Annotated in this window: 23 protein-coding genes; 6 read left to right on the top strand and 17 right to left on the bottom strand. The window is 63.0% G+C overall.

Going from position 1 to position 26,982, the window contains the following annotated elements:
* Window positions 1-5 precede the first annotated feature (5 nt).
* The 7 genes from D3878_RS10580 to urtA form a co-directional block, all read right to left on the bottom strand.
* Window positions 6-308, bottom strand: a complete 303-nt coding sequence (locus tag D3878_RS10580) for an urease subunit gamma (protein WP_119785430.1) — start codon at window positions 306-308, stop codon at window positions 6-8.
* An 83-nt stretch (window positions 309-391) separates the two neighbouring features.
* Complete coding sequence (locus tag D3878_RS10575; protein WP_119787830.1) at window positions 392-1,273, bottom strand: urease accessory protein UreD; 882 nt, start codon at window positions 1,271-1,273, stop codon at window positions 392-394.
* A 40-nt stretch (window positions 1,274-1,313) separates the two neighbouring features.
* Window positions 1,314-2,012: an urea ABC transporter ATP-binding subunit UrtE gene (urtE, locus tag D3878_RS10570; protein WP_119785429.1), complete on the bottom strand. Its 699-nt coding sequence runs from the start codon at window positions 2,010-2,012 to the stop codon at window positions 1,314-1,316.
* A gap of 5 nt (window positions 2,013-2,017) precedes the next feature.
* Window positions 2,018-2,800, bottom strand: coding sequence for an urea ABC transporter ATP-binding protein UrtD (urtD, locus tag D3878_RS10565; RefSeq protein ID WP_119785428.1), 783 nt, complete (start codon window positions 2,798-2,800; stop codon window positions 2,018-2,020).
* Window positions 2,797-3,882, bottom strand: a complete 1,086-nt coding sequence (gene urtC, locus D3878_RS10560) for an urea ABC transporter permease subunit UrtC (protein ID WP_119785427.1) — start codon at window positions 3,880-3,882, stop codon at window positions 2,797-2,799. The genes urtD and urtC overlap by 4 nt, the downstream gene beginning before the upstream one ends.
* Complete coding sequence (gene urtB / locus D3878_RS10555) at window positions 3,879-5,474, bottom strand: urea ABC transporter permease subunit UrtB (protein ID WP_119785426.1); 1,596 nt, start codon at window positions 5,472-5,474, stop codon at window positions 3,879-3,881. Before urtB ends, urtC begins: the two co-directional genes overlap by 4 nt.
* A gap of 146 nt (window positions 5,475-5,620) precedes the next feature.
* Window positions 5,621-6,874 (bottom strand): urea ABC transporter substrate-binding protein, encoded by a 1,254-nt coding sequence (urtA, locus tag D3878_RS10550; protein ID WP_119785425.1) that lies wholly within the window; start codon window positions 6,872-6,874, stop codon window positions 5,621-5,623.
* A 310-nt stretch (window positions 6,875-7,184) separates the two neighbouring features.
* Here urtA and D3878_RS10545 point away from each other — a divergent pair, with 310 nt between their 5' ends.
* Both D3878_RS10545 and D3878_RS10540 read left to right on the top strand, forming a co-directional pair.
* Window positions 7,185-7,763 (top strand): HupE/UreJ family protein, encoded by a 579-nt coding sequence (locus D3878_RS10545; RefSeq protein ID WP_119785424.1) that lies wholly within the window; start codon window positions 7,185-7,187, stop codon window positions 7,761-7,763.
* A 93-nt stretch (window positions 7,764-7,856) separates the two neighbouring features.
* The gene (locus tag D3878_RS10540; protein ID WP_119785423.1) at window positions 7,857-8,927 is read left to right on the top strand and encodes an NAD(P)H-dependent flavin oxidoreductase; all 1,071 of its coding nucleotides are present in this window, start codon (window positions 7,857-7,859) and stop codon (window positions 8,925-8,927) included.
* A 59-nt stretch (window positions 8,928-8,986) separates the two neighbouring features.
* Here D3878_RS10540 and D3878_RS10535 read toward each other — a convergent pair whose 3' ends face one another.
* Complete coding sequence (locus tag D3878_RS10535; protein ID WP_119785422.1) at window positions 8,987-9,754, bottom strand: alpha/beta hydrolase; 768 nt, start codon at window positions 9,752-9,754, stop codon at window positions 8,987-8,989.
* Window positions 9,755-9,800: 46 nt separating this feature from the next.
* On the bottom strand, window positions 9,801-10,586 hold the full coding sequence (locus D3878_RS10530) for a dioxygenase family protein (protein WP_119785421.1): 786 nt from the start codon (window positions 10,584-10,586) through the stop codon (window positions 9,801-9,803).
* Window positions 10,587-10,765: 179 nt separating this feature from the next.
* Between D3878_RS10530 and D3878_RS10525 the strand changes: the two genes are divergently transcribed.
* On the top strand, window positions 10,766-11,698 hold the full coding sequence (locus D3878_RS10525; protein ID WP_119785420.1) for a LysR family transcriptional regulator: 933 nt from the start codon (window positions 10,766-10,768) through the stop codon (window positions 11,696-11,698).
* On the opposite strand, the gene D3878_RS10520 is transcribed toward D3878_RS10525, so the two are convergent.
* Both D3878_RS10520 and D3878_RS10515 read right to left on the bottom strand, forming a co-directional pair.
* Window positions 11,640-12,191 carry a M15 family metallopeptidase gene (locus tag D3878_RS10520; RefSeq protein ID WP_119785419.1) on the bottom strand — a complete coding sequence of 184 codons (552 nt, stop codon included), beginning with the start codon at window positions 12,189-12,191 and terminating at the stop codon, window positions 11,640-11,642. The two genes, D3878_RS10525 and D3878_RS10520, sit on opposite strands and share 59 nt — an antisense overlap.
* 9 nt (window positions 12,192-12,200) lie before the next feature.
* Window positions 12,201-12,476 (bottom strand): hypothetical protein, encoded by a 276-nt coding sequence (locus D3878_RS10515; RefSeq protein WP_119785418.1) that lies wholly within the window; start codon window positions 12,474-12,476, stop codon window positions 12,201-12,203.
* 636 nt (window positions 12,477-13,112) lie between these two features.
* On the opposite strand from D3878_RS10515, the gene D3878_RS10510 reads away from it, so the two are divergent.
* Together D3878_RS10510 and D3878_RS10505 are read left to right on the top strand one after the other, a co-directional pair.
* Window positions 13,113-13,706, top strand: a complete 594-nt coding sequence (locus D3878_RS10510) for a DUF924 family protein (RefSeq protein ID WP_119787828.1) — start codon at window positions 13,113-13,115, stop codon at window positions 13,704-13,706.
* A complete protein-coding gene (locus D3878_RS10505; protein ID WP_233556303.1) occupies window positions 13,703-14,371 on the top strand; it encodes a tRNA-uridine aminocarboxypropyltransferase in 669 nt (222 codons plus the stop codon). The genes D3878_RS10510 and D3878_RS10505 overlap by 4 nt, the downstream gene beginning before the upstream one ends.
* Before the next feature lie 4 nt (window positions 14,372-14,375).
* Here the strand turns inward: D3878_RS10505 and D3878_RS10500 are convergent, their stop codons facing one another.
* The 6 genes from D3878_RS10500 to D3878_RS10475 form a co-directional block, all read right to left on the bottom strand.
* The gene (locus D3878_RS10500) at window positions 14,376-15,899 is read right to left on the bottom strand and encodes a putative bifunctional diguanylate cyclase/phosphodiesterase (RefSeq protein ID WP_158592240.1); all 1,524 of its coding nucleotides are present in this window, start codon (window positions 15,897-15,899) and stop codon (window positions 14,376-14,378) included.
* A 31-nt stretch (window positions 15,900-15,930) separates the two neighbouring features.
* Window positions 15,931-16,830: a recombination-associated protein RdgC gene (locus D3878_RS10495; RefSeq protein WP_119785416.1), complete on the bottom strand. Its 900-nt coding sequence runs from the start codon at window positions 16,828-16,830 to the stop codon at window positions 15,931-15,933.
* A 181-nt stretch (window positions 16,831-17,011) separates the two neighbouring features.
* Entirely contained in the window at window positions 17,012-17,926 is a 915-nt protein-coding gene (locus D3878_RS10490; RefSeq protein WP_119785415.1) for a serine hydrolase, read from the bottom strand.
* Window positions 17,927-18,176: 250 nt separating this feature from the next.
* Entirely contained in the window at window positions 18,177-18,467 is a 291-nt protein-coding gene (locus D3878_RS10485) for a hypothetical protein (protein ID WP_119785414.1), read from the bottom strand.
* Between the two features lie 93 nt (window positions 18,468-18,560).
* Window positions 18,561-22,478: a translocation/assembly module TamB domain-containing protein gene (locus D3878_RS10480; protein ID WP_158592239.1), complete on the bottom strand. Its 3,918-nt coding sequence runs from the start codon at window positions 22,476-22,478 to the stop codon at window positions 18,561-18,563.
* 34 nt (window positions 22,479-22,512) lie between these two features.
* Window positions 22,513-24,267 (bottom strand): autotransporter assembly complex protein TamA, encoded by a 1,755-nt coding sequence (locus D3878_RS10475; protein ID WP_233556302.1) that lies wholly within the window; start codon window positions 24,265-24,267, stop codon window positions 22,513-22,515.
* 779 nt (window positions 24,268-25,046) lie between these two features.
* Here D3878_RS10475 and D3878_RS10465 point away from each other — a divergent pair.
* The gene (locus D3878_RS10465) at window positions 25,047-26,981 is read left to right on the top strand and encodes a methyl-accepting chemotaxis protein (RefSeq protein ID WP_119785411.1); all 1,935 of its coding nucleotides are present in this window, start codon (window positions 25,047-25,049) and stop codon (window positions 26,979-26,981) included.
* Window position 26,982: the final 1 nt, after the last annotated feature.

Raw genomic sequence — 26,982 nt, 5'->3', positions numbered from 1 at the left:
TTTTCTTAAGGAATCGGGTGGTGGACGGTAACCAGCTTGGTGCCGTCGGGGAAGGTGGCTTCGACCTGGATATCGGGAATCATCTCCGCCACGCCTTCCATCACATCGGCGCGGGTCAGGATTCGGGTTCCTTCGGACATCAGTTCGGCAACCGAGCTGCCGTCGCGCGCGCCCTCCATGATGGCTGCGGTGATCAGCGCCACCGCTTCCGGGTAATTCAGCTTCAGGCCGCGCGCGCGGCGCCGCTCGGCCAACAGGGCGGCGGTAAAGATCAGCAGCTTGTCTTTTTCCCGCGGAGTCAGTTCCATTTTTTATCCTTTTCAGTCAAGACTGTAGCGTGTGCAGGGAACACGCTCCCTTGTTATATCGTTGGTCTGGCATTCTCCCTGCATCAGGTTTGCCAGATCCGCGGCACGATCGCGTCGCGCGCCAGCAGGGCTGGACGCAGCAACTGCCAGGCGCCGATCATCACTTGTCGGGCGGTTTCGCTGGAGTTGCCCAGGTAACGCAGCACGCACACCTGTTTCATCTGGCTAAGACCAGTCTGGCCGGTCCGGCCGTCGCCATTGGCGATGCAGGCCGCCTGTTCCCGCAGCGCCTGGATGAGCGGTGCCGGCATCGCCTTGCCGACCGCTATCAGCGTGGCGCAGACCGTATGTCCTGCCAGTGATAAGGGGCTATGCATCGCGCTGCCGCCGCCGTCGATGGTGCCCTGCTCAAACCAGACCAGCTTGCCGCCGCGGCGGACGCTGGTGCGTTGCCCAATCCGGCCGGCATCGAACGATTCGCCCGAGCGGGTGCGGCCGAAGCACAGGATATCCCAGCCGATGTAGCTGGCATCCTGTGCCAGCACGACTTCCTGGCCGAGTTGCACGTCGGCGCCATTGAAAAAAATCGTTTCCTGCGGCAGCCATTCCAGCGTCGTTCTGGCGCCGGCTGTCAGCCGCACATCCTGGCGCGAACCATGGCCGTTGGCGCGGTACCATTTAGCCGCGCCGGGGGTCGTCACCAGCGCACGGGCCGCGTCCTGCAGGTTGGCCGCGATTGCCAGCTGGTCGCCGCCGACCACGCCGCCCGGCGGATGCACGACGATGGCATGGCAGACGCCGGGGCCTTCCGGATACAGCGGCTTTTGCACGCGCAGCGGTCCGAGGTGGGTGCACTCGACCAGCCGCGTGGTGCCCTGGTCGTCGGCAAAGCCGAGCGACAGTCGTGCCTGCCAATGGGCTCTGGCAGGAACCGGCCTGGTCACGTCGGGTATGGCCGGTGGCATGACGGTGGCCACTGCGTCGTAGTCCATTTTCATTTTCGGGCTATACCGCCAAATGCCGCTTCACATCGTCGCCAGCCATTTGCGCATGGGCGCCGGCGGCGACCACTTCGCCGCGCGACAGCACGATGAACTTGTCGGCCAGCGCATGGGCAAAATCGAAATACTGTTCGCATAGCAGGATCGCCATGTCGCCGCGCTCGCGCAAGAGACGGATCACGCGCTCGATATCCTTGATGATCGACGGCTGGATGCCTTCGGTGGGTTCGTCGAAAAAGATCAGTTTCGGATCGGCGAGCAACGCGCGTGCGATTGCCAGTTGTTGCTGCTGGCCGCCGGAGAGGTCGCCGCCGCGCCGGTGCAGCATGTCCTTGAGTACCGGGAATAGCGCGAAAACATCCTGGCGGATCGCCGATGCATGGCGGCCGGGCTTGACCGCCATGCCCATGCGCAGGTTTTCCTCCACCGTCAGGCGGGCGAAGATTTCGCGGCCCTGCGGCACATAGGCGATACCGGCGCGGGCGCGTTCGTGCGGTTTCATCCGGGTGATGTCGACGTCGTCGAAGTACACCTCGCCACCGGCCACCGGCAGCACACCCATCAGGCATTTCAGCAGGGTGGTCTTGCCGACGCCATTGCGGCCGAGCAGCGCCAGGCATTGGCCTTTTTCCAGCGACAGCGAGACGCCGCGCAGGGTGTGCGCCGCGCCGTAATACTGGTTGAGCTGCTTTACGCTAAGCATTCGGTTCACCTTCCCAGATACACTTCAATGACCCGCTCGTCGGCCTGCACCTGCTGCATTGTCCCTTCGGCCAGCACGGAACCTTCATGCAGCACAGTCACCTTGCCGCCCTGCGCGATTTCGGTGACGAAGGCCATGTCATGCTCGACCACGACGATCGAATGCTTGCCGCGCAATTCATTGAGCAGTTCGGCGGTGCGCACCGTTTCGGCGTCCGACATGCCGGCGACAGGCTCGTCCAGCAGCAGCAATTGCGGCTCCTGCATCAAGAGCATGCCGATTTCCAGCCATTGCTTCTGGCCGTGCGACAGCAGACCGGCCAGGCGGGTTTCCTCGCCGTGCAGGCGGATGAGCTTGAGAATTTCCTCGATCTTGCCTTTCTGTTCCGAGCTCACGCGAAAGAACAGCGTCGGCGCGACGCGCTTGTTCATCTTCATTGCCAGTTCGAGGTTTTCGAATACCGTGTGCTGTTCGAACACGGTCGGTCGCTGGAACTTGCGGCCGATGCCGGCGTGGGCGATTTCATATTCGGCCATGCTGGTCAGGTCCATGGTCTGGCCGAAGAAGGCGGTGCCGGAGACCGGGCGCGTCTTGCCGGTGATGACATCCATCATCGTGGTCTTGCCGGCGCCGTTGGGACCGATGATGCAGCGCAGTTCGCCGACGGAAATATCGAGGTTGAGCTGGTTGATTGCCTTGAAGCCGTCGAACGACACCGTAATGTCTTCCAGGTACAGGATCGCGCCATGGGTGGTATCGACGCCTTCGCCCTTGATTGCAGCATTCATGCTGCCTCCCTGTCTTTTCTCAGTTTCTTCACCAGCCCCAGTATCCCCTGCGGCATGAACAGGGTGACCAGAATGAACAGCAGGCCCAGCGCAAACAGCCACAGGTCGGGGAATGCAGCGGTAAACCAGCTCTTGAGGCCATTCACCGAGAAGGCGCCGATGATCGGGCCCAGCAATGAACCGCGGCCGCCGACCGCGGCCCAGATCACCATCTCGATCGAATTGGCAGGCGACATTTCCGACGGATTGATGATGCCGACCTGCGGCACATACAGGGCGCCGGCAATCCCGCACAGCACCGCCGACAGGGTCCAGACGAACAGCTTGAACCACAGCGGGTTGTAGCCGATGAACATCAGCCGCGATTCCGAGTCGCGCACTGCCTGCAGCACACGGCCCAGCTTGGAGCTGACGATCCAGCGACAGAGCAGCAGTGAACCCAGCAGCAACAGCAGCGTGACCAGATACAGCGTGGCCTTGGTGGCGGCATCGGGAATGGTGAAGCCGAGAATGCGCTTGAAATCGGTGAAGCCGTTATTGCCGCCAAAGCCGGTATCATTGCGGAAGAACAGCAGCATGAAGGCAAACGTCATCGCCTGCGTGATGATCGAGAAGTACACGCCCTTGATGCGCGAGCGGAACGCAAAGTAGCCGAACACGAAGGCCAGCACGCCCGGCACCAGTACCACCAGCGCCATGCAGTACCAGAAATTGTCGGTGAAGGCCCAGTACCAGGGATATTCTTTCCAGTCGAGGAACACCATGAAGTCCGGCAGGTGGCTTTGATAGACGCCGTCGCGGCCGATGGCGCGCATCAGGTACATGCCGTGGGCGTAGCCGCCCAGCGCGAAGAACAGGCCGTGGCCGAGCGAGAGGATGCCGGTATAGCCCCACACCAGGTCGAGCGCCAGCGCCGCCATCGCGTAGCACATGAACTTGCCGACCAGCGCCACCGTGTAGGTGGAGACATGCAAGGAGTGGCCGGGGGCAAACGCCAGGTTCAGTACCGGCAACAGTGCCAGCAGCAGGGTGCAGACGACGATGCCGATCCAGGCGGGACGGGAAAACAGGGATGAGCTCATTCCACGCTCCTGCCTTTCAGGGCAAACAAGCCTTGCGGGCGTTTCTGGATGAAGATGATGATGAAGACCAGGATGGTGATCTTGGCGATCACGGCGCCCACCGAGGGTTCGAGGAATTTGTTGAGTTCGCCCAGGCCGAAGGCGGCGATCACGGTGCCGGCCAGCTGGCCGACGCCGCCCAGCACCACCACCATGAAGGAATCGATGATGTAGCCCTGGCCGAGGTCGGGGCCGACATTGCCCAGCTGCGACAGCGCGACGCCGCCGAGTCCGGCGATGCCGGAGCCGAGGCCGAAAGTCATCATGTCGACGCGGCCGGTGGAGACGCCCACGCAATCGGCCATGCGGCGGTTTTGCGTGACCGCGCGCACGAACAGGCCCAGGCGCGTCTTGTTGAGGATGGCCCAGACGGCAGCCACCACGAACAGCGCAAAGAAAATGATCACGATGCGGTTATACGAGAGCACCAGCGAGCCCATGACGGTGACGCCGCCGGACATCCACGAGGGGTTGGCGACTTCGACGTTTTGCGCGCCGAAGATGGTGCGTACCAGTTGCATCAGCATCAGGCTGATGCCCCAGGTGGCCAGCAGCGTTTCCAGCGGGCGGCCATACAGCCAGCGGATCACGGTGCGTTCCAGCACGATGCCGACTGTCGCGGTGACGATGAAGGCAGCCGGCAGCGCGGCCAACAGGTAGGCGTCCAGCGCCAGCGGGAAGTAATTGCGGAACACCAGCTGGCACAGGTAGGTGGTGTAGGCGCCGATCATCAACAGTTCGCCATGCGCCATGTTGATGATGCCCATCAGGCCGAAGGTGATGGCCAGGCCGAGTGCGGCCAGCAGCAGTACGCTGCCCAGCGACACGCCATAAAACAGGTTGCCGACGAATTCGGTGCGCGCCAGACGCGCATTCAGGTCGCTCAGGGTACGCACGACTTCGACGCGGACCGTTTCTTCCGGCTCGGCATACGAGCCGTCCGGGTTTTTTTCGAGCATCCCCAGCAGCACCGGCTTGAGGCTGGCATTGCTGCTGGTGGCCAAGGCTTTTACCGCGGCCAGGCGCAGTGCCGCATCCGGCGAGACGAGGTTGGCCGTGGCTGCGACCAGTTGCAGCATGGCCTTGATTTCCGGGTCGGTTTCTTTTTCCAGCGCCTTGTTGATCAGCGGCGCCTGGGCGGCGCTGGCGCTTTTTTGCAGTTCGCTGGCGGCGGCGAGGCGCTCGGTGCGGTTTTCGGACAAGAGTTTTAATCCGGACAGCGCGTCTTCCACCGCGCCGCGCAAGCGGTTATTGACGCTGATGCCATCGATCCCATCCGGCATGGCGACCTTCTGGCCGCTGGCCGGGTCGAATGCCTGGTCGTCTTCAACGATGTAGACCTTGCCATCCGGCGCCGCGTAGAGCGCATCGTTCTGCAATGCATGCAGGAGCTTGACGGCGTCGTCGCTGGCCAGCGCGGCAATCCTGTTGACTGCTTCGATGCGCGCATCGGGATCATCGCCGGCCAGCGGCGCCAGCAATGCCGCGTCGATGGCGGCCATGGCGCCGAGCGAATGCGCCAGAAGCCAAATCAACACCAGTAATTTTTTCATTGTTTAAACGCCCGACGTACGCAGGAAACAAGAATCTGCAGGCAAAAAAACGGGACGTGGGCAAAGAAGAAGCCACGCCCCGGCCTGCACCTTTACATCATGCTCGCTGCAGGATGCGCCCCTCATGTGGCAGAGGGGCGTCCGGATTACATTTTCTGCTTGCCTTCGTTACCTGCAATGTACGGGCTCCAGGGTTGCGCACGCAGCGGGCCCTTGGTTTTCCAGACCACGTTGAACTGGCCGTCACCCTTGATTTCGCCGATCATCACCGGCTTGTGCAGGTGGTGGTTGGTCGGGTCCATGGTCAGCATGAAGCCGGAGGGCGACTTGACGGTCTGGCCGCCCATCGCTGCGATCACCTTGTCGGTATCGGTCGACTTGGCCTTTTCCACGGCCTGCTTCCACATGTGGATGCCGACATAGGTGGCTTCCATCGGGTCGTTGGTGACCACGGTGGAGGCGTTCGGCAGCTTCTTGGCGGCGGCATAGGCTTTCCACTGCTTGATGAAGGCAGCGTTGGCCGGATTCTTCACGGACTGGAAGTAGTTCCAGGCAGCCAGGTGGCCGAGCAGCGGCTTGGTATCGACGCCGCGCAATTCCTCTTCGCCCACCGAGAAAGCGACTACTGGCACGTCGGTGGCCTTCAGGCCGGCATTGCCAAGTTCCTTGTAGAACGGCACGTTGGAGTCGCCGTTGATGGTCGAGATTACTGCAGTCTTGCCGCCGGCAGAAAATTTCTTGATGTTGGCGACGATGGTCTGGTAGTCGGAGTGGCCGAACGGCGTGTAGACTTCATCGATATCCTTGTCGGCCACGCCCTTGGATTTCAGGAAGGCGCGCAGGATCTTGTTGGTGGTGCGCGGGTAAACATAGTCGGTGCCGAGCAACACGAAGCGCTTGGCACCGCCGCCTTCCTTGGACATCAGGTATTCGGTGGCGGGAATCGCCTGCTGGTTGGGTGCGGCACCCGTATAGAAGACGTTTTTCTCCAGTTCTTCGCCTTCATACTGCACCGGGTAAAACAAGAGGCTGTTCAATTCCTTGAAAACTGGCAGCACCGATTTGCGTGATACCGAGGTCCAGCAACCGAACACGACCGCCACCTTGTCCTGCGAAATCAGCTGACGCGCCTTTTCGGCGAACAGCGGCCAGTTGGAGGCGGGATCGACAATCACCGGTTCCAGCTTCTTGCCCATCACGCCGCCCTTGGCATTGATCTCCTCGATCGTCATCAAGGCCACGTCTTTGAGCGAGGTTTCGGAAATCGCCATCGTTCCCGACAGCGAGTGGAGGATACCGACCTTGATAGTATCGGCGGCGAGAGCCTGGGGCATCCAGTCGGCATAAGCGAGGGTCAAAGCGCCGATAGCGGTCGCCTTCAAGAGGTTGCGACGGGACATGCGTTTCTCCTACAGTGGGTTGTCTAAGGATTTGTGGCAAGTTGCGAATTTGTAATGAGCACAAGTTGTGCCAGAAGCAGCGGGCGCAGTATTGGGGTTGATTCCCCTTGCATTGCCTTAAAACGGTGCGAGATGGGCGCGGTCTGGTGCGAGAAGGGAGGGGGTGTGTTGCAAATTGGTGCGGGGTTCTGGTGCTGCATCAGCGGATGCAACAGACAGGTGCTTTGTGCGTTGCCTGCCAGGATAGGCCCGATATTCGCTTTGGGATTCGGTCACTGGTATTTAACAACGATGAAAAAGGGAAGATCTGATGCGTATTCACTATTTCAAGGCCGCAGTCGCAGCGGCCGCCACTTTCTTTAGCGGTGCTGCGCTGGCCCATCCCGGCTACGCCCATGGTGTCCTTGCCGGCGTGCTGCATCCGTTGCTGGGACTCGATCACCTGCTGGCGATGCTGGCGGTCGGTATCTGGGCTGCCCGCCTGGGCGGGCGTGCCCGATGGCTGATGCCGGCGAGCTTTCTGGTGTGCATGGCGCTGGCCGCCGGCATCGGGATGGCCGGCATCGCCATGCCGCTGGCCGAAGGCGGGATCGCCGCTTCGGTGCTGCTGGCTGGATTGCTGATTGCCTCTCCAGTGATAATGGCGCCGGCTTTGGGTGGGCTGCTGGTGGCGCTGTTCGCGCTGGCGCATGGTTACGCGCATGGTATGGAAATGCCGGCACTGGCGTCGCCCTGGCTGTACGGCGCCGGCTTTATCCTGGCGACGGCAACGCTGCATGCGGCCGGTTTGTTCGTTGGCGGCAGGTTACAGCAGCAAAAATGGGGATGGACGGCGGCCGGTTCCGCGATCGCCGCCTGCGGCGGCTGGATGCTGTCGGCGGTGGCATAGCAGGCCTTCGCCTGCTCCTGGTCTCTTGTACAATGTGTTGCAAGTGCCGGTGTTTCGCCGGCATGCCGGACCATGCCGATACAGGAGTTGACGATGAGCGAAATCCGTTCGCGCAGCGCGGCTTTTTGCCAGCGCTTTCGCCTTGATTTACCGATCCTGCTGGCGCCGATGGCGGGCGCCTGCCCGCCGGCCTTGTCGATCGCCGTGGCACAGGCCGGTGGCGCCGGCGCTTGCGGCGCGCTGCTGATGCAGCCGGCCGAAATCGCTGCCTGGGCGGACGCCATGCGCGCGCAAACCGACCGCCCGTTCCAGATTAACCTGTGGATTCCCGATCCGCCGCCGAAGCGCGATGCCGCGCAGGAAGCGCATGTGCGCGAATTCCTCGGCAAATGGGGCCCGCCGGTACCACTGACGGCGGCCGATGCCGTCCCCCAGGATTTCGCCGCCCAGTGCGACGCGTTGCTGGCGGCGCGGCCGGCGATCGTATCCTCGATCATGGGCCTGTATGCGCCGGCATTCGTCGAGCGCTTGAAAGCCGCAGGCATTGCCTGGTTCGCCACTGCGACCACGGTGGCCGAAGCCAGGGCGGCGGAAAGCGCCGGCGCCGACGCGGTCATCGCCCAGGGCATGGAAGCGGGGGGCCATCGCGGCTGCTTCGAGGCGGCGCGCGCGGAGGCAACCCAGTCAGGCTTGTTTTCGCTGTTGCCGGCAGTGGTCGATGCGGTGCGGGTGCCGGTGATTGCCACCGGCGGTATTGCCGATGCGCGCGGCATCGCCGCGGCGCTCACCCTGGGCGCGTCGGCGGTGCAGATCGGCACCGGCTTTTTGCGTTGCCCGGAAGCCGGTATCCATCCGGCCTGGGCACAGGCGCTGGCCGCCGCCCTGCCGGAAAAAACCGTCCTGACGCGCGCCTTCAGCGGCCGCGCCGGGCGCAGCCTTGCCACCGACTATGCGATTGCCGCCGCTGCGCCGGGCGCGCCGGCGCCGGCGCCATATCCGGTGCAGCGCGGCCTGACCGCGACCATGCGCAAGCATGCGCAGGAAACCGGCGACTTGCAGCGGATGCAGGCCTGGGCAGGACAATCCGCCGCGCTGGCGCGCGCCGTACCGGCCGCCGACCTGGCGCGCGCGCTGTGGGAAGGGGCGCAGCGCCTGCTGCCATAGTTGGCGCTTACTTCGGTTGCCGCGCGAGGCGGCAATTTTCTGCCGGTGCCGAGGTAATCTCAGCGCTGGCTGGCATCGAGCTGCTGCGTCAGCCATGCGCCGAAATCATTCTGCATTGCCGCGTTCAATTCATGCACGGCATCGTATTCGCGGTAGCGGAGTTGCACTTCTTTTTCCTTCAGCAGGCGCTCGGCGCTGCGGGCGAATTCGACGGTCAGCTTGCCGTCGGCGACGCCATGGGAAACAAAGCCGGCCAGCTTGCGCGTCTGTTCGTTCGGCGCCGTGATCGGGGCGATCTCCGGCAGGATGCGTCCGCTCAGGATGCCGAAGCCGGCAACGCGGTCCGGGCGCGTCAGCGCCACACTGGCGCTGAGGATGCCGCCCTGGCTGAAGCCGGCGATCCAGATCCGCTGCGGATCGACGCCATAAGCGCCCGGCAAGCCTTCGATGAATTGCAGCAGTGCGGCACGCGACTGCTCCGCCTGCTGCGCATTGATCACCGGGCCGCCCGAGGCGAAGTTGACGTTGAACCAGCCGAACTGCGCCGGGCCGAAAGCGAGCGGGCCGCGCGCCAGGATCACCAGCAGGCGCGGGTCCTGACGCTGCGCCAGGTCGATCAGGTTGGCTTCGTTGGCGCCGACGCCATGCAGCAGGATCAGGCAGGGGACGGCGCCGCCGGCGTTTTCCGTTGTGCCGGCCGCCGCGGTACCAGCATGCGCGGTATCAGCCGGTGCGGTACCAGCCTGCGCAGTACCAGCTGGACTGCGCAGGCGATACGCCAGCGGCAGGGCGGGATGGGTGACGAGTTGGTTCAGGCTATGTTCCATGGCGGTCTTTCAATCTGTCGGTTCAGTTTAATTTATTCGCGTGCATTCACGCGAATGCGTATACGTCCATTGCCAGCACGCTGTATTCGACGCTGGCGTGGATGCGTTCGGCCTTGGCCGCCGCGCCGGCGGCACCCATGGCGGCATACAGCGGCATCAGGTGCTCGTCGGTAGGATGGTTGCGCGCCGCATGCGGCGCCTGCTGGCGGTAATTCAGCAAGGCTTCGCGCTCGCCGTTGTCCAGCTTGTCGGCCATCCAGTCGCTGAATTCGCTGACCCAGGCCGGCGCGGCCGCATCGATGTCCTGGCCCCTGAATTCGTACAGGTTGTGCGTCAGCGAGCCCGAGCCGATCACCAGCACGCCCTGCTCGCGCAGCGCCGACAGGGCCTGGCCGAGTCGTTCGTGCGCAGCCGGGCTGGCGCCGCGCAGCACCGACACTTGCAGGGTCGGGATGTCGGCCTGGGGGTACATCAGGGACAGCGGCACCCAGGCGCCATGGTCGAGGCCGCGCGTGTCGCTGCGCTTGACCGCAAAACCTGCAGCTTCCAGCAGCGCCGCCGCCTGTTCGCCTACTTGCGGGGCGCCCGGCGCGGGATACTGGATTTCGCCCAGGGCGCGCGGGAAGCCGCCGAAGTCATGGATGGTGGCGGGTTGCGCGACCAGGCTCACGGCGGGGCCGCCAACTGACTCCCAGTGGGCGGAGACGACCACGATGGCGTTCGGCCTTGGCAGCGAATTGCCCAACTGCTGCAGGAAGCGGCGCGCCGGGCTGTCGACCAGCGCCAGCATCGGTGAGCCGTGCGAAATGAAGAGCGTCGGTAAGCGGGACATAGGGATCTCCTGGTTGCAAATGATACGGCGGTTGGCTAAGGACTGGCGCACCGTGCCTGCAGCGCCGGCAGTGCAGGCACAGGGGCGCAAGTAACATCAGGTTATGCAGGCACTATAACAATATTGATTAATGGGATAAATATGCGTTAGCATGACATTTTGTTTCATTAATCGAGACAATGGACAAGTTCCAGGAAATGCAATCCTTCGTCGCAGTGGTCAATGCCGGCAGCTTCGTCAAGGCGGCCGATACGCTGGGCACTTCCAAGGCGGCGGTGTCGCGCCATGTGGCCGAACTGGAACAGCGCATTGGCGCACGTCTGCTGAACCGCACTACCCGCAAGCTTTCACTGACCGACGATGGCGAGGCGTTCTATCATCACTGCGTCGAAATCCTTGAATCCATCGATGAAGCCGAAGCGGTGTTGAGCGCGCGCAGCGGTGAGGCCAGCGGCCGGGTGCGCGTCAGCGCGCCGGTCACCTTCGGCATCGCGTACCTGGCGCCGCTGTGGGGAAAATTCCTGGCGCTGCATCCGCGAGTGACGCTGGATGTGTCCTTGTCGGACCGCACGGTCGAGCCGGTGGAAGAGGGCTATGACCTGGTGATCCGCATCTCCCAGGCGCCGCACCCGACCCTGATCGGGCGCCAGCTGGCGTCCAGCCGCGTGGTCCTGTGTGCCTCGCGGGCCTATCTGCAAAAGCATGGCGAACCCCTGCACCCGCACGAATTGGCGGGGCACGACGTGATTTCGTACTCTTACTGGTCTTCGCGCGACGAATGGCGCTTCGAGGGACCGCATGGTCCGGCGCAGGTGACCGTGCGTTCGCGCCTGACTGCCAACAATGGCGACACCTGTCGCGCCGCGGCACTGGAGCACCAGGGCATCATCCTGCAGCCGGACTTTCTGGTTGGCGAGGATTTGCGCAGCGGGCGGCTGGTTGAGTTGATGCCGGACTACCGTTCGGCCGAACTTGGCATTTATGCCTTGTATGCTTCAAGAAAGCAGTTGCCGCTGAAGTTGCGGCACCTGATCGATTTCCTGGCGGAGGCGTTCAGGCAGCCTGTATGGCGTGCGCCTGCCGGAAAAACCAGTGCCAGGGTTCATAGATGAAACCCAGCGCATTGGCGCGCGGGTAGGAGAGCGTGTAGCCGAAGCGGCCTGCATGCGCCGTCAGCCAGGTGAAAGCGTCGGTGGCATCGAATGCTTCTTCGGTGGGCGCGCAACCCGGCGTGTTGATGTCGATGGCGCAGCCGCTGTGATGCTCGCTGTAGCCGGGTGGCGCGCTCAAGGTCAGGATGGTATCGATCGCCAGGCCCTGCGCAAGCTTGCTGCGGATGATGTCGACCTGCCGCTCGATGCTGCGGAATGCCGACACCAGTTCGATGACGATGCCATCCTCGCCTGCAGCCTGTTTCATGTCTTGCCATGCCAGTGCCGCCGCCGGTATCAGCAGATGGGTGTTGCCGCGCGCGTCGGTCTCGGCTGCCACCAGCTGTTGCGCTTCCGCGTGGAAGGGCAGGCGCTTGGCGGCAATCAGTTCTTCGGCAATGCCAAGCACGGCGAGTTCGCGCTTGATCCGGTCGAGGTGGGCGTGTCCAGGCATGGCTATCTTTTACGAGACGGCGCGCAGCAGTTCGGACGCGCTCGCAGTTTCCGCATCCGCATCCGCCTGCACCATTGCGGCAGCGTTGGCGGCAACCTTGCGGGGCGATACCTGTTTCATGCGTACCCGCCGGCCAAACGCCGTGATGAATGCCGCATATTCATCCGAGCAGGGATGGATTCCCAGACTTGCTGCCTTGGCCTTGCCTGTTTCTATGGTGTCCTCTGCATCGTACGCAAAATCGCCCATATCCCAGGCCGATTCATGTTTGTGTGCCAACGTCATTCGCATCTTTGTTTCCCGCTTGCTAAGCTATTTGATCAATGATTTTCATGGAAATTTATTTTCCGTGATGCAAGCAACTTTAGCGCGCTTGTCGGTGCCTATCAAGGGGACGCCCGCAGGGAAAATGAAAAATATTTGCGCTATGCCACAGCATGCGTGCTGCTTGTTATGCGGACGATAATGCACGTCCGGCAATGTGATGACAGAGCGGCATTTTCGCGGAATTTTCACGGCATTATGCAGCTTTGATATGTTTGCCAACTGTCAGAATTCAGCATAGAAGCCGGCATGAAAAATGCCGCGCAATAGTTCATTGAGCGGCATGCGTGATTGCGCTGCCGGGATGGCTGGCGCTGCAGGTGTTGGCGAAAAAATTACGCTGCCTGGCGCTCCAGCACTTGCACGGTATCGCCGCCGATGGCGGAACGGTAGAGCGGGGAAAAATCGTATGATCGCATGGTGATATCCTCACGAAGTAAGCGATATTGTCGTGGGCCGGTCTGGCCCGCCTGGCGGACCTCCGGTGAGCATCCGCTGGTCTCAAGATAGGATTGGTGCTGGGCGTTTCAAGATCTTGAAAAAACGCCTTTGATTTCCACTTTTAAGGATTCGGCTGTGACGCTCAATGAACTGTCCATGCAAAACACGCTCCACGAATTCTGGTTTGGCTTCAGTCAAAGCGATGCCGAGCTTGCGAACGAAAAGGCAAAGCTGTGGTGGCGTAAAAATCCGCAAGCCGATGCAGAGATTCGGCAGCGGTTTGAGGCATGGGTGACCAAGGCCGCAAACAGGGAGCTGGATGCCTGGTCGCGCAGCGCAGCTGGCTGCCTTGCCCTGATACTTCTTTTGGATCAATTCCCCAGAAATATTTACAGAGACACGCCGCAAGCGTTCGCATTGGATCCGCTGGCCCTTGCATACTGCAAGGAAGGGATGCGGAATGGCTTCGACATGCTGCTGCGCCCGATTGAGCGGGTATTTTTCTATCTGCCCCTGGAACACTCGGAGTCCCGCGAAGATCAGGATCTTGCCGTTGCCCTGTTTGAAAAACTACTGGCCAGCGTGCCGCTGCCGCAGCGCCCGGTTTTTGCAGGTTTCCTGGATTTTGCGGTACGCCACCGGGATATCGTTGCACGGTTTGGCCGCTTCCCGCACCGTAACAGGATACTGGGGCGCCCGTCCCGGCCGGAGGAGCTTGAATTCCTGCAGGAGAAAGGCTCGTCGTTTTGAGCGCGATTGCAATCACGCCGCCATCGCATGCCAGGCGGCTGGCCTGCCTGACCTGCCTGCGGCCGCAGCAAGCCTGCATCTGCCGCTGGATTACGCCGGTCGCGCATGCGGTTGAAGTCGTGATCCTGCAGCATCCGCTGGAAGTGGCGAATGCCAAGGGCAGTGCGCGCCTTTTGCATCTGAGCCTGCCGCGCAGCCGGCTGGCCGTCGGCGAGGTATTTGCGGAACAGGCATTGCAGGCGCTGCTGTACGCGCCATTTTCCTTGACACAGGAGAGCGGCACAGCCGCCGCTCCGGACGCCATGCAAGCGGTTTTGCTGTATCCGGAAATCGCCGGCGTAGCGCCGTCTCCCCCTCTGGCGCCGGCGCTGTTGGCCGTGCCGGAAAAATTGCGCCTGGTCGTGCTGGATGGCACATGGCGCAAAAGCCGGAAAATGCTTTACCTGAATCCGCTGCTGCAGCAGTTGCCGCGCTTGCCGCTGCTGCAGGCGCCGCCATCGCGCTACGCGATCCGCAAGGCGCATCGCCCGCACCAGTTGTCAACGCTGGAAGCGACGTGTCATGCGCTGATGCAGCTCGAAAACTGCGATCCCAAATTCCAGCCGCTGCTGCAGGCGTTTGACGGCTTTGTCGCGCAGCAGCTGGATTACCGCCCGCCCGCTTAGTCATTCATACTGCAAAGCAGCGCGCATCGGCCAGCAGTGCATGGAATTCTTGGTGCGGCAATGCCGCGCTGAAGTAATAGCCTTGCCCTTCCTCGCAGCCATTTTCCAACAGGAATTCATACTGCGCGCGGGTTTCCACGCCTTCCGCCACCGCCGTGCGCTTCAGGCTGTGCAGCAGGGCCAGGATCGCGCGTGTAATCGCCACATCTTCGCTGTCGCCTGGCAGATCCTTGATGAAGGAGCGGTCGATCTTGACGCTGTCTACCGGCAGGCGCTTGAGGAAAGCCAGGGAAGAATAGCCGGTGCCGAAGTCATCCACGGACAAGTGCACGCCAAGCTGTTTCAGTTGCTGCAGCGTGCTCATCAGGCGTTCGGCATTTTTCATTACCATGGTTTCGGTCAGCTCCAGCGCCAGGCTGCTCGGGGAAAGTTTGGCCGCCTGCAGGAAATGCCTGACCTTGTCGCAGAAGCGGTCATCGGTAAACTGGCTGTAGGCAAGGTTGACCGCGATCCGGATGGGCGGCAGATGTTGCTCCTGCCAGTCGCGGCAGTGCCGGCATGCTTCAGCGATGGCCCACCATCCCAGTTCGGTAATCAGCCCTATTTCTTCGGCCAGGGGAATGAAGCGGTGCGGCAGCAGCAATCCGAGTTTCGGGTGATGCCAGCGGATCAGCGCTTCGGCGCCGCTGATGCGGCCATCCTGCAGGGTGACCTTGGGCTGGAAGTACAGTTCCATTTCGCCGCGCTCGAGCGCGTGCCGCAAGGCGCCTTCCATGGCATAGCGTTCCAGGCTTTGCGCAGCCATCGCCGCCGAATAGTAGCGAAAGCCGCCCCTGCCTTCGTTCTTTGCACGGTACATCGCAATGTCGGCATGCTTGATGAGCGCCTCGACATTGCTGCCATCGGTCGGATAAGTGCTGATGCCGATGGAAGCGCTGATCGCGTATTCCTTGCCGCCGACGTGGAAGGGGCGTTCCATGGACGCCAGGATTTTCTGCGCCACCGCCGGCACATGCAGCGGATCGGTGGACGCTTCGATCAGGATCAGGAATTCATCGCCGCCCGTCCTGGCGACGGTATCACTGTCGCGCAGGCAGTGACGCAGCCGGTGCGCGCATTCGATCAATACCTGATCACCGGTGCTGTGGCCGGCGCTGTCGTTGATGCCCTTGAAGCGGTCAAGGTCGATGAACAGGACGGCAAGCGGCTTGCCGGTACGGTGCGCGTGCGCGATCGCATGTTCGAGGCGTTCCTTGAGCAGCATCCGGTTGGCGAGTCCCGTCAGGGGGTCGTGATGGGCGAGATGGTAAATTTTCTGCTCCGTCTTCTTTCTTTCGGAGACGTCGCGCACCACCAGCAAGGTATCCTGCCGGCCCTGGATGATGAATGGGGTCGCCGCCAGTTCGATATCGGCCGTGCTGCCGTCGCTGCGCGCGATCCTGCCGTCTGCCGAGACGATCTGCTTGGGTTGGGCGAGTCGTTGCAGGGCGTTGGCAACGATGTTCCTGTCGTCTGGGCAAATTGGCACGCAGAACGCCTGCCATCCGTTCGGAGGCGCGTCAGGCCGGCGCGATGCCGCCCAGGGCTGCCACCAGGCTGGTGAGCATGCCATCCAGTTCGCCGGTCATGAGGGCGAAGTCGGTGTCGAAGCGTTCATCCTCGTCCTTGGAGCCGCCGCCGGCGTTTTCCTTCAGTACATCGAGCGCGGCGACGCGCTTGACCGCCAGCGTCTCGGTCAGCACGAAGGAAATTTTGTCGTTCCAGGTCAGGGCCAGCTTGGTGCAGCGCTTGCCGCTCTTGATGTGACGGCGGATGTCGTCGGCTTCCAGGGTGTGTTTCACATAGCGCACGGTGGCCTTGTTTTCGCCCGTGGAAGTCAGTTCGGTATCCTGGTCGACAGTGAAGCTGTAGGGGGCCTCGTCGAGTTCGAGCCAGCTGGTCATGGCTTCGCCGGGCGAGCGCACTACTTGCAGGGCGGTCACTGCCAGGTTGGGAACGGAGCGCAGCAGCCACTTGAAGACATCGTCGGTCTTGGCCGGGCTGGCGGCATCGACGACCAGCCAGCCATGCACCGGGTCGATCCAGACGTGGGTGCTGTTGCTGACGGCGAAGGCGCGCGGCAGCAGTTCATCGGTGACCTGTTCCTTGACGTCCTTGCGCTGCTTCTTGCCGGGCTTGTAGCCCTGCTGTTCTTCGATGTCGGCCAGCTTGAGCTTGGTGAACTGATTGATCACCGAGGCTGGCAGCAGCTTTTTCTCGGTGCCGAACCGCAGTAGCATCTGGCGGTTGACGGTATGCACCAGGCCGCCATTGTCGCGCGGCGCCAGCCAACCCTGGCTTTGCATGTCCGAGCTGCCACAAGGCTGGAAGTCTTGCTTGGCAAGCGCGTCTTCGAGTTCATCGGCGCCGAGGGTCCACGGCGAAGTCAGTTGAAATATTTGCAGATTCTTGAACCACATGTCATGTCCTGTCGAGTGCGGAGTGCGGGTAGGGGTCGGCGCAAGTGCGGCAAGCAGCGCGCCGGCAATAAGGCGAGCCGGGCAGGATAGCGGAAAATGCTGGTAGGCAAAAGGTCTTGACAGGATTTTCCGGCGCCTCTGCCGGCGGCGGCGCGTCGCTGCGTCTGTGTCTGTAGCGTACTTAGACGCGGCGGTTTTTGGTCTGGCGCTTGTCCGCCAGTTTCGTGCCATGCAGCTTGCGCTGGGCGCGCGGACGTGATGTTGCCTTGGTGGCGGCCGGGGCCTGCGCAAGGGCAGTCATGGCGGTCGGGCGTCCTTCGAGGTGGCGCAGAACGTTTTCGGCATCCGCCATGCGCGCGAAGCTGTCCCTGGCATTGAGCAGCACTACCACCACATTCTTGTCGGCGGCTTTCATGCGCATGATCAGGCAACGGCCGGCTTCGCGGGTGAAACCGGTTTTCGATAGCTGGATATCCCAATCCTGCTTGCCGACCAGGCGGTTGGTGTTACGAAAGTGCACCAGATGGCCCTTCATGTCGACCTGGTCTTCCGTGTTGGTGGTCAGGCGGGCGATGTCGGGGTAATAGGCGGCGGCGCTGGCCATCTTGACCAGGTCGGTCGCCGTCGAGCGGTTCTGCGGCGACAGGCCGGTTGGCTCTTCGATCACGGTATTGCGCATGTCCAGCGTCTTGATCTTTTGCTGAACTGCCGCCAGAAAGGCATTGCGGCCGCCCGGGTAAGTCCGGGCCAGCGCTGCTGCCGCACGGTTATCCGACGACATCAGCGCCAGTTTCAGGACGGTGGTGCGTGGCAGGACCGCGCCTACCGGCACGCGCGAGGAACTATGCTTGACGATGTCGACATCGGCTTCTTCAATATCGATCAATTCCTGCATATTTTGTTTGGCGTCCAGCACCACCATGGCGGTCATCAGCTTGGTGATCGAAGCGATCGACACCACCGCATTGGCGTCTTTTTCCAGCAATACCTTGCCGCTGCCTTCCTCAAATACCATCGCATGCTGCGAATGAAATGGCAGCGCGAAGGCGGACGAAGCCGAACACAGGAGAAGGGCAAGCAGGGTTTTTTTCAACATGATCCGGCAAAAACAGAAAATTAACGCACAGCGTCTATCTTACCGCTTTAATGCTGGACAATAGTGCCAGTTAACCAGTGTTTTTTTAGGGAAATCAAGAAAACCTTGTTTAGCATGCTAGCCTGAGTGGCATGCAGCAGGCTAATGTTTAGCCGAAAGGAAACTTTAAATGGATTTTTGCAATGGCATGGCGTTTGGCTCAGGATGAAGCCAGACGCAAGACTGTGGGGGGCTTATTTCTCAATAGGCATCAATAGGCGTCGTAGACCGACTGGCGCCGCTCGAACAGGGGGTGGGTGCCGGAATAATCGATTTCCCGGCGCCGGGGATGGTCGCCACCGGCAAACATGCTGAGCGGGGCGCGGCGTTCCAGGCCGTGGTCGGCGTACCTGCGTGCGCGCCGGTTGGCGCGCAACGCCGACCATCCGGCGAACAGGGCAAGGCCGGTTGCGGCGCCCAGCAGCATTGGCGTGGCGCCGGTGAAACGGCGTCGCGACTTCGGCAGTATATGCAATTTATGCAATTGACGATCGTCATCCATGGCTTCATCCTCTGCGATGCATTGTCGGAATACATTTCATCTCCAGCATACGTAGAAAACGGCCTCTGGCATTGTTGTCGATCCAAGCGCACGTCAATCGAAGGCAAAGTTATAGAACAGGGTGAATGCGGAGCGGGCGCCGGTGTCGATTTCCAGGCTGAGCTTGCGCGAAATCGTATAGCGCAGCAGCAATACACTGCTGGCGGTTTCCAGCCCTTGTTCGATGCCGATATGCAGGCGCGACGAAACTTGCTTGCCGATGGTGACGATGCGCTGCTGCAGGCTGTCGCTGCTGGTGCCCAAGCTTAACTGGTCCAGTCCGAAGGCGCCCGCCAGCCCGGCTTGCACGCCGGCGGCAGCACCCTGGGTCAAGAGTGAGGCAGCCGCATCCTGCAGGGCCGCCAGGTCGGCGCCGCCGGTGGCGGCATCAAGTCCGCGCCCGAGCACCAGCCAGGAGAGTTTCTCCGCATCCGCCACCGCCGGTTCCGACACCAGCACGATGCGCGGCGTCAGTGCGGTGCCGAGCACGGCGACGCCGGCTTCGACTTGCTGGCCGCGTCGCATCGCCAGGATGTCGAGGCCGGGATTGCCGGGCGGGCCGTTAAAGTACAGCAAGCCCTTTTCGATATCGAGCTTGCGGCCATAGGCGGCAAACGTGCCGCGCACGATACGCATGGCGCCTTGCGCCTTCAGTTGTTCGCCGGCATCGTTTTTGAACTGCAATTGCCCGACCAGCACGGCATCTATGCCACGTCCGCGGATGACAATCCCTTCACCCAGTCCGATCACCAGGTCCAGCGCCAGCGGCGTGACTGCTTTCCTTGGCGTCGCGCCGACCACCACCACGTCGTCAGACAGCGTCGGCCTGTCGGCCTGGCCGATATCGATCAGGCCGGAATCCGCAGTGAAGCCACCAGTTGCCTGCAGGCGTCCCTCGCGCAGGCTGACTGCGCCATCGCCACTGACCACCAGCTTGCGGTCGCTGCGTACCAGCAGGGGGTAGCGTTCGGCTTTGAGCGTCAGTTGCACGTCGGGCTGGGCGCCGGCCAGATCGATCGGTCCGGCAATGCTCAGCTTGCCGGGGCCTTGTGCGAAAGTGAGGTTGTGCACCAGCAGCCGGGTATCCTGGAAGCTGGCAGCAAGGCTGCCGCCGCGCAAATCCACCCCGAGGTCGGGCAGGGCCAGGCGCAAACTGCGACCGTTGACCTGGCCAGCCAGGCGTGGTGCGGCCAGGCTGCCGGCAATGCTGAGTGCGCCGTCCAGGCTGCCATCGGCGATGGCGGTGGCGGCAATCATCGGCGCAGCCCAGCGCAGCGTGGGAACCGTGAGTCTGGCGCCGCCGGACAGTGCCGACTGCGGCGAGATGCCGAAGCGGCCCGCGCCGCCCAGCGCCAGGCCGGCGTCGACTTCAATGCTGCCCAGGTTGGCGCCATCGGCATGCAGCTGCAACTGAAGTTTGCCGCTGCCGGCGCGGGCGCTGGCTTCCAGGCGCGTGAGACCCAGCGCCACCGGCGCCATGCCGCGCGTGGCAAGGTCGCCACGCTCGCGCCGCAGCGATAGCGTGCCGCTCGGCACGCCCGCCAGCCGGACATCCCATTCCCCTCCGAACAGCAGGTCGGTACTGATATCCGGCTGTGGCCGCAGGTAGGGCAATAATGCCGCCAGCGGCAGATGTTCAAAGCGCCCGCGCGTCTGGATGCCTTGCTCGTCGCGCCGTAATTGTTCAATCGCCAGAATGGCGTCGTCCATTTCCAGCCGGAATTGCCGCAGCTCGATGCGCTGGCGCGAAACTTCCAGCGGCGCGGCGCCTGCAAGCCGTGCCTGCAGGCGGCCGCTGCCGCTTAGCTGGTCGATGCTGCCTTGCCAGCGCAGCGCTTGCGCCTGCAGTGCGCCGCTGGCCTGCAGGCGCCATTGCTGTCCTGCCTGCGCCAGGCTGGCGACCAAAGTGTGGCGGCCGGTGGTGCCGCTGGCATCGACAGTGAGGCTGTCGGCGCGGTAATCCGCTGCGGCGATTTTTTGCGCACGTACTTGCAGCGTCAGCGGCGCATTGGCGGGCGGTGCGAAACGCAGGGACGCCGCCAGGCTTTCGGCTTTTGCGGCGCCGCTGCGCACGCCCTGGGCGGTGGCGTCCATGCTGGCGCGGCCCAGCAGCCAGGGCGCCTTGCGGTCCAGATCCAGCTCGCCGCTGCCATGCAGGCTGTCGAGCTGCAGCAAGTCCTGCAGGCGTAAATGGCTGGCATGCCATTCGGCGGCGATGCGCGGGCGCGTGAAGCTGCCGCGTGCCGTGCCTTTGGCTTCGAGCGCGCCGGCAAATCCCGCGCCGAATTGCGCCAGGCTGGGGGCGGCCAGCGCGAACGTCAATTGGCCACCCTGTGGCTGCAGCTGGCCGGCGATATCGAGTCGGTTGACGCCGGCTGCGAGCGTCAGTTTCGGGATATCCAGGCTGTCGGCATGCAGACGGGCGCGTCCATTCCCTTGCAGGGGCTGGTTCGCCAGGCGGCTGTCGGCGATGCGAAAATCCAGTGCGGCGGTGAGCTGCGGCGCCAGTGCGCCGCTGAGGGAGAATTCGCCGTTCAGGTACAGATCGGGAAAGCCGTTGAACCGTCCAAGGTCTTGCAGATGGAAGCGGCTGACGACGCCGCTGGCGGAAAATTCCCGCTTGCCGGTCAGCTGCTGGCGGCCGCTGGCGCGCAGCGTGCCGTCGCCCAGCCTGAGTTCGGCGCGTTGCAGCGCCAGCGCCTCGTCGGCCAGCGTGGCCTGTGCCGACAATGCCAGGCGGCGGCTTTGCAGTGGTTCGGACAGTTCCAGCGTGAATTCCTGGCGGCCGGCGACATGCCGCACGACGGCATTGCCGGCCAGGCGGGTGGCAAGCACGCGGCGGTCGAGTCGGCGCAGGTCGAGCGCTGTTGTCGCCAGCGCCAGGTCCAGCGTGCCCTTGGCAAGCTGAGCGCTGCCGCGGATGTCGCCCGCCGGTTCGGCGGCGGCACCGAGCGCCGCGGCAATGGCGTCGAAGTGCAGCCCCTGCGCATCCTGGCGGAATCGGCTCGACAGCGCGCGCAGCGGCAGGCGGCCGGCGTCGTAAGTGCCCGCTTCCGCGTTGGTCAGCGTCAGCGTGCCGCCTGCGGTGCTGGTTGCCAGCTTGCCGCTGAGGCGGGTGCGCGGCAAGCCGGCGCCGAATACGGCAAGGTCCAGTCCCTGCAGGTTGATTTCGGCGTCGCCCAGTGGTAAATCGGAAAACGGCTGCAAGCGCGCCCGCCCCTTGAGGCTGGCGGCACCCATGGCAAAGTCCATGCCGGTTTGCAGTTGCGCCAGACTGCCGTCGAGCTGCAGCTTGCCGGCGCCGGCTAGACGCTGTTGCCCGATGAGCGCGTCGGCCTCGGCGTGAAAGACGCCGCTGAGCGGGTAAGGCCGGGTGTCGGCCAGCTCGGCCTGGCCGCGCATGCTGCCGTGGAACTTGCCCACCCGGGCGCCGGCAGCGCCAGTAGCGGCGTCGCTCTGCATATCGGTACTGGCCGTCAGTTTTTCGAGCGCGAGGCGGTAGCGCGCGCCATCGTAATCCAGGTGCATGGTGAAAGCGCCCAGTTCGACCACATTCAAGGCGCCCCAGTCGAGCCTGCCGCGGCCGACTTGCACACTGTCGATGTTCAGCCGCAACGGCAGGGAAAGGCTCGCCGGCAGTGCGGCCGGGGTTGCCGGCTGGCCGATGCGTTGCCTGATCTGGATTGTGCCGATGCGCAGCGTCGTGACATGCAGGCGTCCCTGCAAAAGCGCCTGCGGCCGCCAGTCGAGACGGATATCCTGCAGTTCCGTTTGCAGGCCGGCGCTCTGCAGGGTCAACTGCTGCAGATGCAAGGGCCCGGTCAGCCGGCCGTCGACTGCGCCGATCCGGACGTTGCCGCCGCTGGCGGCGGCCAGCGCCGACAGCACCGCGCGTGCGCCGCCGGTGGTCGCGCCCAGCCAGACGAACAGCGCCAGCAAGCCAAGGGCAGCCAGCGCCAGGGCAGCGGACACGAGACGCCGGCGGCGCCGTGGTGGTGCTGGCGCTTCAGAAGACATAGCCGACCGAAAAATGCAGATGCGGCTCGCTGGTCGCATGGCCGTAGGCGAGGTCGAGGTTGACCGGGCCGATCGGGCTGCGCCAGCGTGCGCCGATGCCGCTGCCATGGACGAATTTGAAATTGCGCCAGCTGTCGGCGGCATTGCCGGCGTCATGGAAGACGGCGGCGCCCCATTGCGGCGTGATCCGGTACACCAGTTCCGCGCTCGCCACCGCCACCACGCGGCCACCGACCACGGCGCCGCCCTGTTGCACGCCCAGGGTTTCAAAGCCATAACCGCGCACGCTCTGGGCGCCGCCGGTACGGAACAGCAGGTCGCCTGGCACTCTGGTGCGATCGGCGATCAATACTTGGCCGATCTGGCCGCGCAATACGCTTTGCCAGTTGCGCTGCAGCGGCGCGAGCCAGGTGGCGCGGCCAGCCATGCGCACGATATTGGCCTCATTGACCACTCCCTTGGGGCCGGCGCCGAATTCGAGCGACGCCACGTAGCCGCGGCGCGGCGTGAGCAGGTTGTCGACGCGCCGGCGCGTATAGCTGTAGGCGGCGATAAGAGCCTGGCGATTGTTGACGCTGCCGTCCGGCAGTTTCTGGTTGTCGGCGAAAAAGGCGATGCCGGCGGAACGTTCGTCGATACGGCTGGGGGTGCTCATGCGTGCGCCGGCGCGGATCTTGTCAATGATTTCGCCGGCGGTGGTGCTGCGCTCGAAGCGCGCATTAAAATTGGGAATCCAGCCGTTGCGCCTGGCGGGCAAATACAATGCGCCGTCGAGCAGACTGGTCTCGCGATTCAATTCCAGCTGTGTCTGCAAGCGCCAGTCGCGTTGCAGGAAATTACGGTCCAGCCATTTTACCTGCACGCCAGCGCCGGTATCGGTGGAAAAGCCCAGCCCCAGCCCCAGATGCTTGCGCTGGTTTTCCGCCACGTTGAGCTTGACCGGGACGTGCTGCGGGTGGGCCGGATCGAGGTCGATGCTGGGGAATGCCGAACTGAAATAGCCGGTGTCGGTCAGGCGCGACTGCAATTCATTCAGCTTTTCCTGAGAATACCGTTCGCCGGGCTGGATCGGGTTGAGGCCGTCGATCATGGCGCGCGAGTAACGCTGCAAGCCTTCGATCTGCAGTTCGCCGAAGGTGAAGGCGGGGCCGGAATCGATCTCGACGACCAGCGTGGCGCGCCGCTGTTCCGGTTCAATGCGCGCTTCGCTGGTGCGGATGGCGGCGGCCGGGTAATCGCGCACCAGCAAACCTTTCAGCAGGGCATTCTTGGCATCGCTCCAGGCGGATTGGGTAAACCGCTCGCCCGGCTTCAGGCCCCATTGGCGGCGCAGGCGTTCGACGCGCTGGGGATAGGCGTCGACCACCGCGCCGTGAAAGCGGATATCGACCGTTTCGATGGTGGTCGGCGCGCCAGGTTCGATGCGAAAGCGCGCCAGCCGCTGGTCGCCCTCGGTCAGCAGCTCCGCGGTGACGACGGGCGAGAAATACCCTTCGGTGGCGAGCAATTCGCGGATTTGCTGCGGCGTGATGCCCGCCAGGCGGCGCCATTCCTCGTCGGAGATGTCAGGATCGTCTTGATGGCGGCGGATGTCCAGGTGCAAGTCGAGCAGTTTGGAAAATTGTCCGGCACCCTGGATTTCAACGGTATAAGCATGCGCCGTGCCGGCCGCGGCCAGCCATAGCAGCACGCCGAGCGCGCGCAACAGACGGTACAGCAGCTGGCGCAGCAATTGACGGCACACCGTGATAGTCCTCGTGAATAATGGGTCGCTTGCGTAGCGCTTGTAAACAGGATGATGGAGGGCCATGGGCCACACGCGATGCATTGTAAATCAGTTTATTGCTTTCCGATTATTTCAAGGCAAGGCAAGGCAAGACAAGGCTAAAGCGGCAGGTTGCGGCCGGGGGAAAGAAAAAACCCGCTGCAGGAATGCAGCGGGCAAAACTCCAGATCTCGGAGAAGAAAGAGGAGACGCACACGACGAAATGCATCGGGTGCTTGCCAGGGTTCAGGGGCATGCGCGGAATCGCTAAAAACCTGCATGTCTGAGTTGACAGGCATAACCATAACCGCTGCACATGACAACAGTGTGACGGAATTCGGATTGGCGATTTTACATTTGGCATGGTTTGCGCTGCGTCAGCGAAAGTTTGTACCATTCATCATGCTGTCACAAAGCAGGGTTAGGATGCTTTATCCGCAGTACATGCAACCGATATGCATGACGGCGGGCAGGTGCGCCGGGCCCGATAGAGTCGGGCTGGCCCACCAACCAGATTCTTGTCCTTCGGCGAATTCTCGCCAAGTCTCCTTTTAAATGGGCTTTTCAGCGCCTTACTGGCGCACTGCTCCCGGCCTGCCGCCGTTGCGCCATCGTACCGTATCCCTTGCTCAGACCCGGCCATTTCGTACTGCAAAGCCCGGCAATTGCATCCCCATTCATTACCCTGTCATAAATTTATTGCAATATGGTAACGCTGGTACTCCGTACAGCTACTGCGTGCAATTGGAATTTTTCATATGAATATCGTGTTTCAACCCGCCATTCGCCTGATGCGGCGTCTCCGTCTGTTGCCCAAGTTTTCCCTGGTGACCTTGCTGGTGCTGGTGCCGCTGCTGCTGGTCAGCGCGCTGCTGATTGAGGAATTGAACCGCTCGATCGCCTTTGCCGAAAAAGAGCGCGTCGGTGTACGCCATGCCCGACAGGTAGAAGATTTGCTGCGACTGAGCCAGCAGCACCGCGCGCTGCGCCACATGGTCTTGGGCGGCAACGCCGCTGTGCGTCAGCAAGCCAGCCAGGCGCAGCAGGCGATCAACGCCGGCATGGCGCGTCTGGAAGCCGATGCGGCCGCGCGCGCGGCGCTGGGCACTGGTTCATCGCTGGAAGGCATCAAGCGCAGCTGGGCCTTGCTCCAGGCGGGCCTGGAGCAGGCCAAGGCGAAAGACAGCAATGCCGCGCACGGGGCGTTGATCGAGCAGTTGTACAAGCTGAACGCGCTGATTGCGGATCGTTCCAACCTGACGCTCGATCCGCAGGTCAATACCCATTACCTGATCGTCGCCTTCATCAAGTCGTTCCCGGAGGTGGCCGACGGCGTGGCAGAAATCAGCGGGCGCGGTGCCGCTTATATCGACACCGGTCTGTTCGAAGCCAATGAAGACGTCATGCTGAACGCTGCAGTGATGGTCGCGGAACGCGACCTGGCGCGTATTTCGGTACAACTCGATGCCATGTTCAGGGCGAGCCCGGCGTTGCGCACGGCGCTGGCGCCACAAGAGGGCGCGATCCGGCAAGCCGGCGCCTTTCTCGAGCGCGTCCGCAATGAGGTGCTGAAATCGGTCGACCAGAGCTCTGGCGCCCGCTTCCATGACGCCGGACGCCAGGCGCTTGACGGTCTGTACGGCTTTGCCGACGCCGCCGCCGTGCGGCTCGACCAGGCTTTGGCGCTACGCATCGAACGTGATGTCCAGCGGCGCAATCTGATCCTCGGCGGCGTTCTGTTTACGGTGCTGCTGGCGCTATACCTGCTGGTTGGCTTCTATGCGTCATTTTCGACCGAAGTGCGGGCCCTCGATCTGGCGGTTGGACGCGCCGCCGGCGGCGATCTCAGCCACCGCGTGCGTTCCGACGCCATGGATGAGATCGGCACCTTGCTGAACGCGTTCGGCGAAATGAACACCGGCCTGGCGCGCATGGCCGAGGAGGTCCGTTCCGGCACACGCAAGATGGCGGTCGTCTCGCGCGACATCGCCGCCGGCAATGCCGATCTGTCGTCGCGCACCGAGGCGCAGGCCGGCGCGCTGGCGCAGACCGCGGCGGCGATGGCGGTGCTGACTGCCGCAGTCAGGCAAAATACCGACAATGCGCAGCAGGCCGACCGGCTGGCGTTGTCGGCGTCGCAGATTGCCGCCAGCGGCGGCCAGGCGGTCGAACGGGTGGTGGGCACCATGGACTCGATTACGCAGTCCTCGCGCAAGATCGGCGACATTATCGGCGTCATCGACACGATCGCGTTCCAGACCAATCTGCTGGCGCTGAACGCGGCGGTGGAGGCGGCGCGCGCCGGCGAGCAGGGCCGCGGCTTTGCGGTGGTCGCGGCCGAGGTCCGCAGCCTGGCGCAGCGCACCGCCGGGGCGGCCAGGGAAGTCAAGTCGCTGATTCTGGACTCGATCGACAAGGTCGATGCCGGCAGCGCCCAGGTCGGCGCTGCCGGCCAGACCATGCATGAGATCATCTCTTCGGTGAAGCGGGTCGCTGACATCATGCAGGACATTACCGCCGCCAGCCATCAGCAGCGCAGCGGCATCGAAAACGTCAACCAGACACTCGTCAGCATGGAGCAACTGACCCAGCGAAATGCCGCGCTGGTGGAGCAGGCAGCGGACGCCACCGAAAGCATGCATGCCCAGGCCATGCACGTGGCTCAGGCGGTGTCGATGTTCAAATTGGAGTAAA

The organism is Noviherbaspirillum sedimenti (assembly GCF_003590835.1).
Taxonomy (GTDB): Bacteria; Pseudomonadota; Gammaproteobacteria; order Burkholderiales; family Burkholderiaceae_D; genus Paucimonas; species Paucimonas sedimenti.
This window is presented reverse-complemented; position numbering and strand designations above follow the sequence as displayed.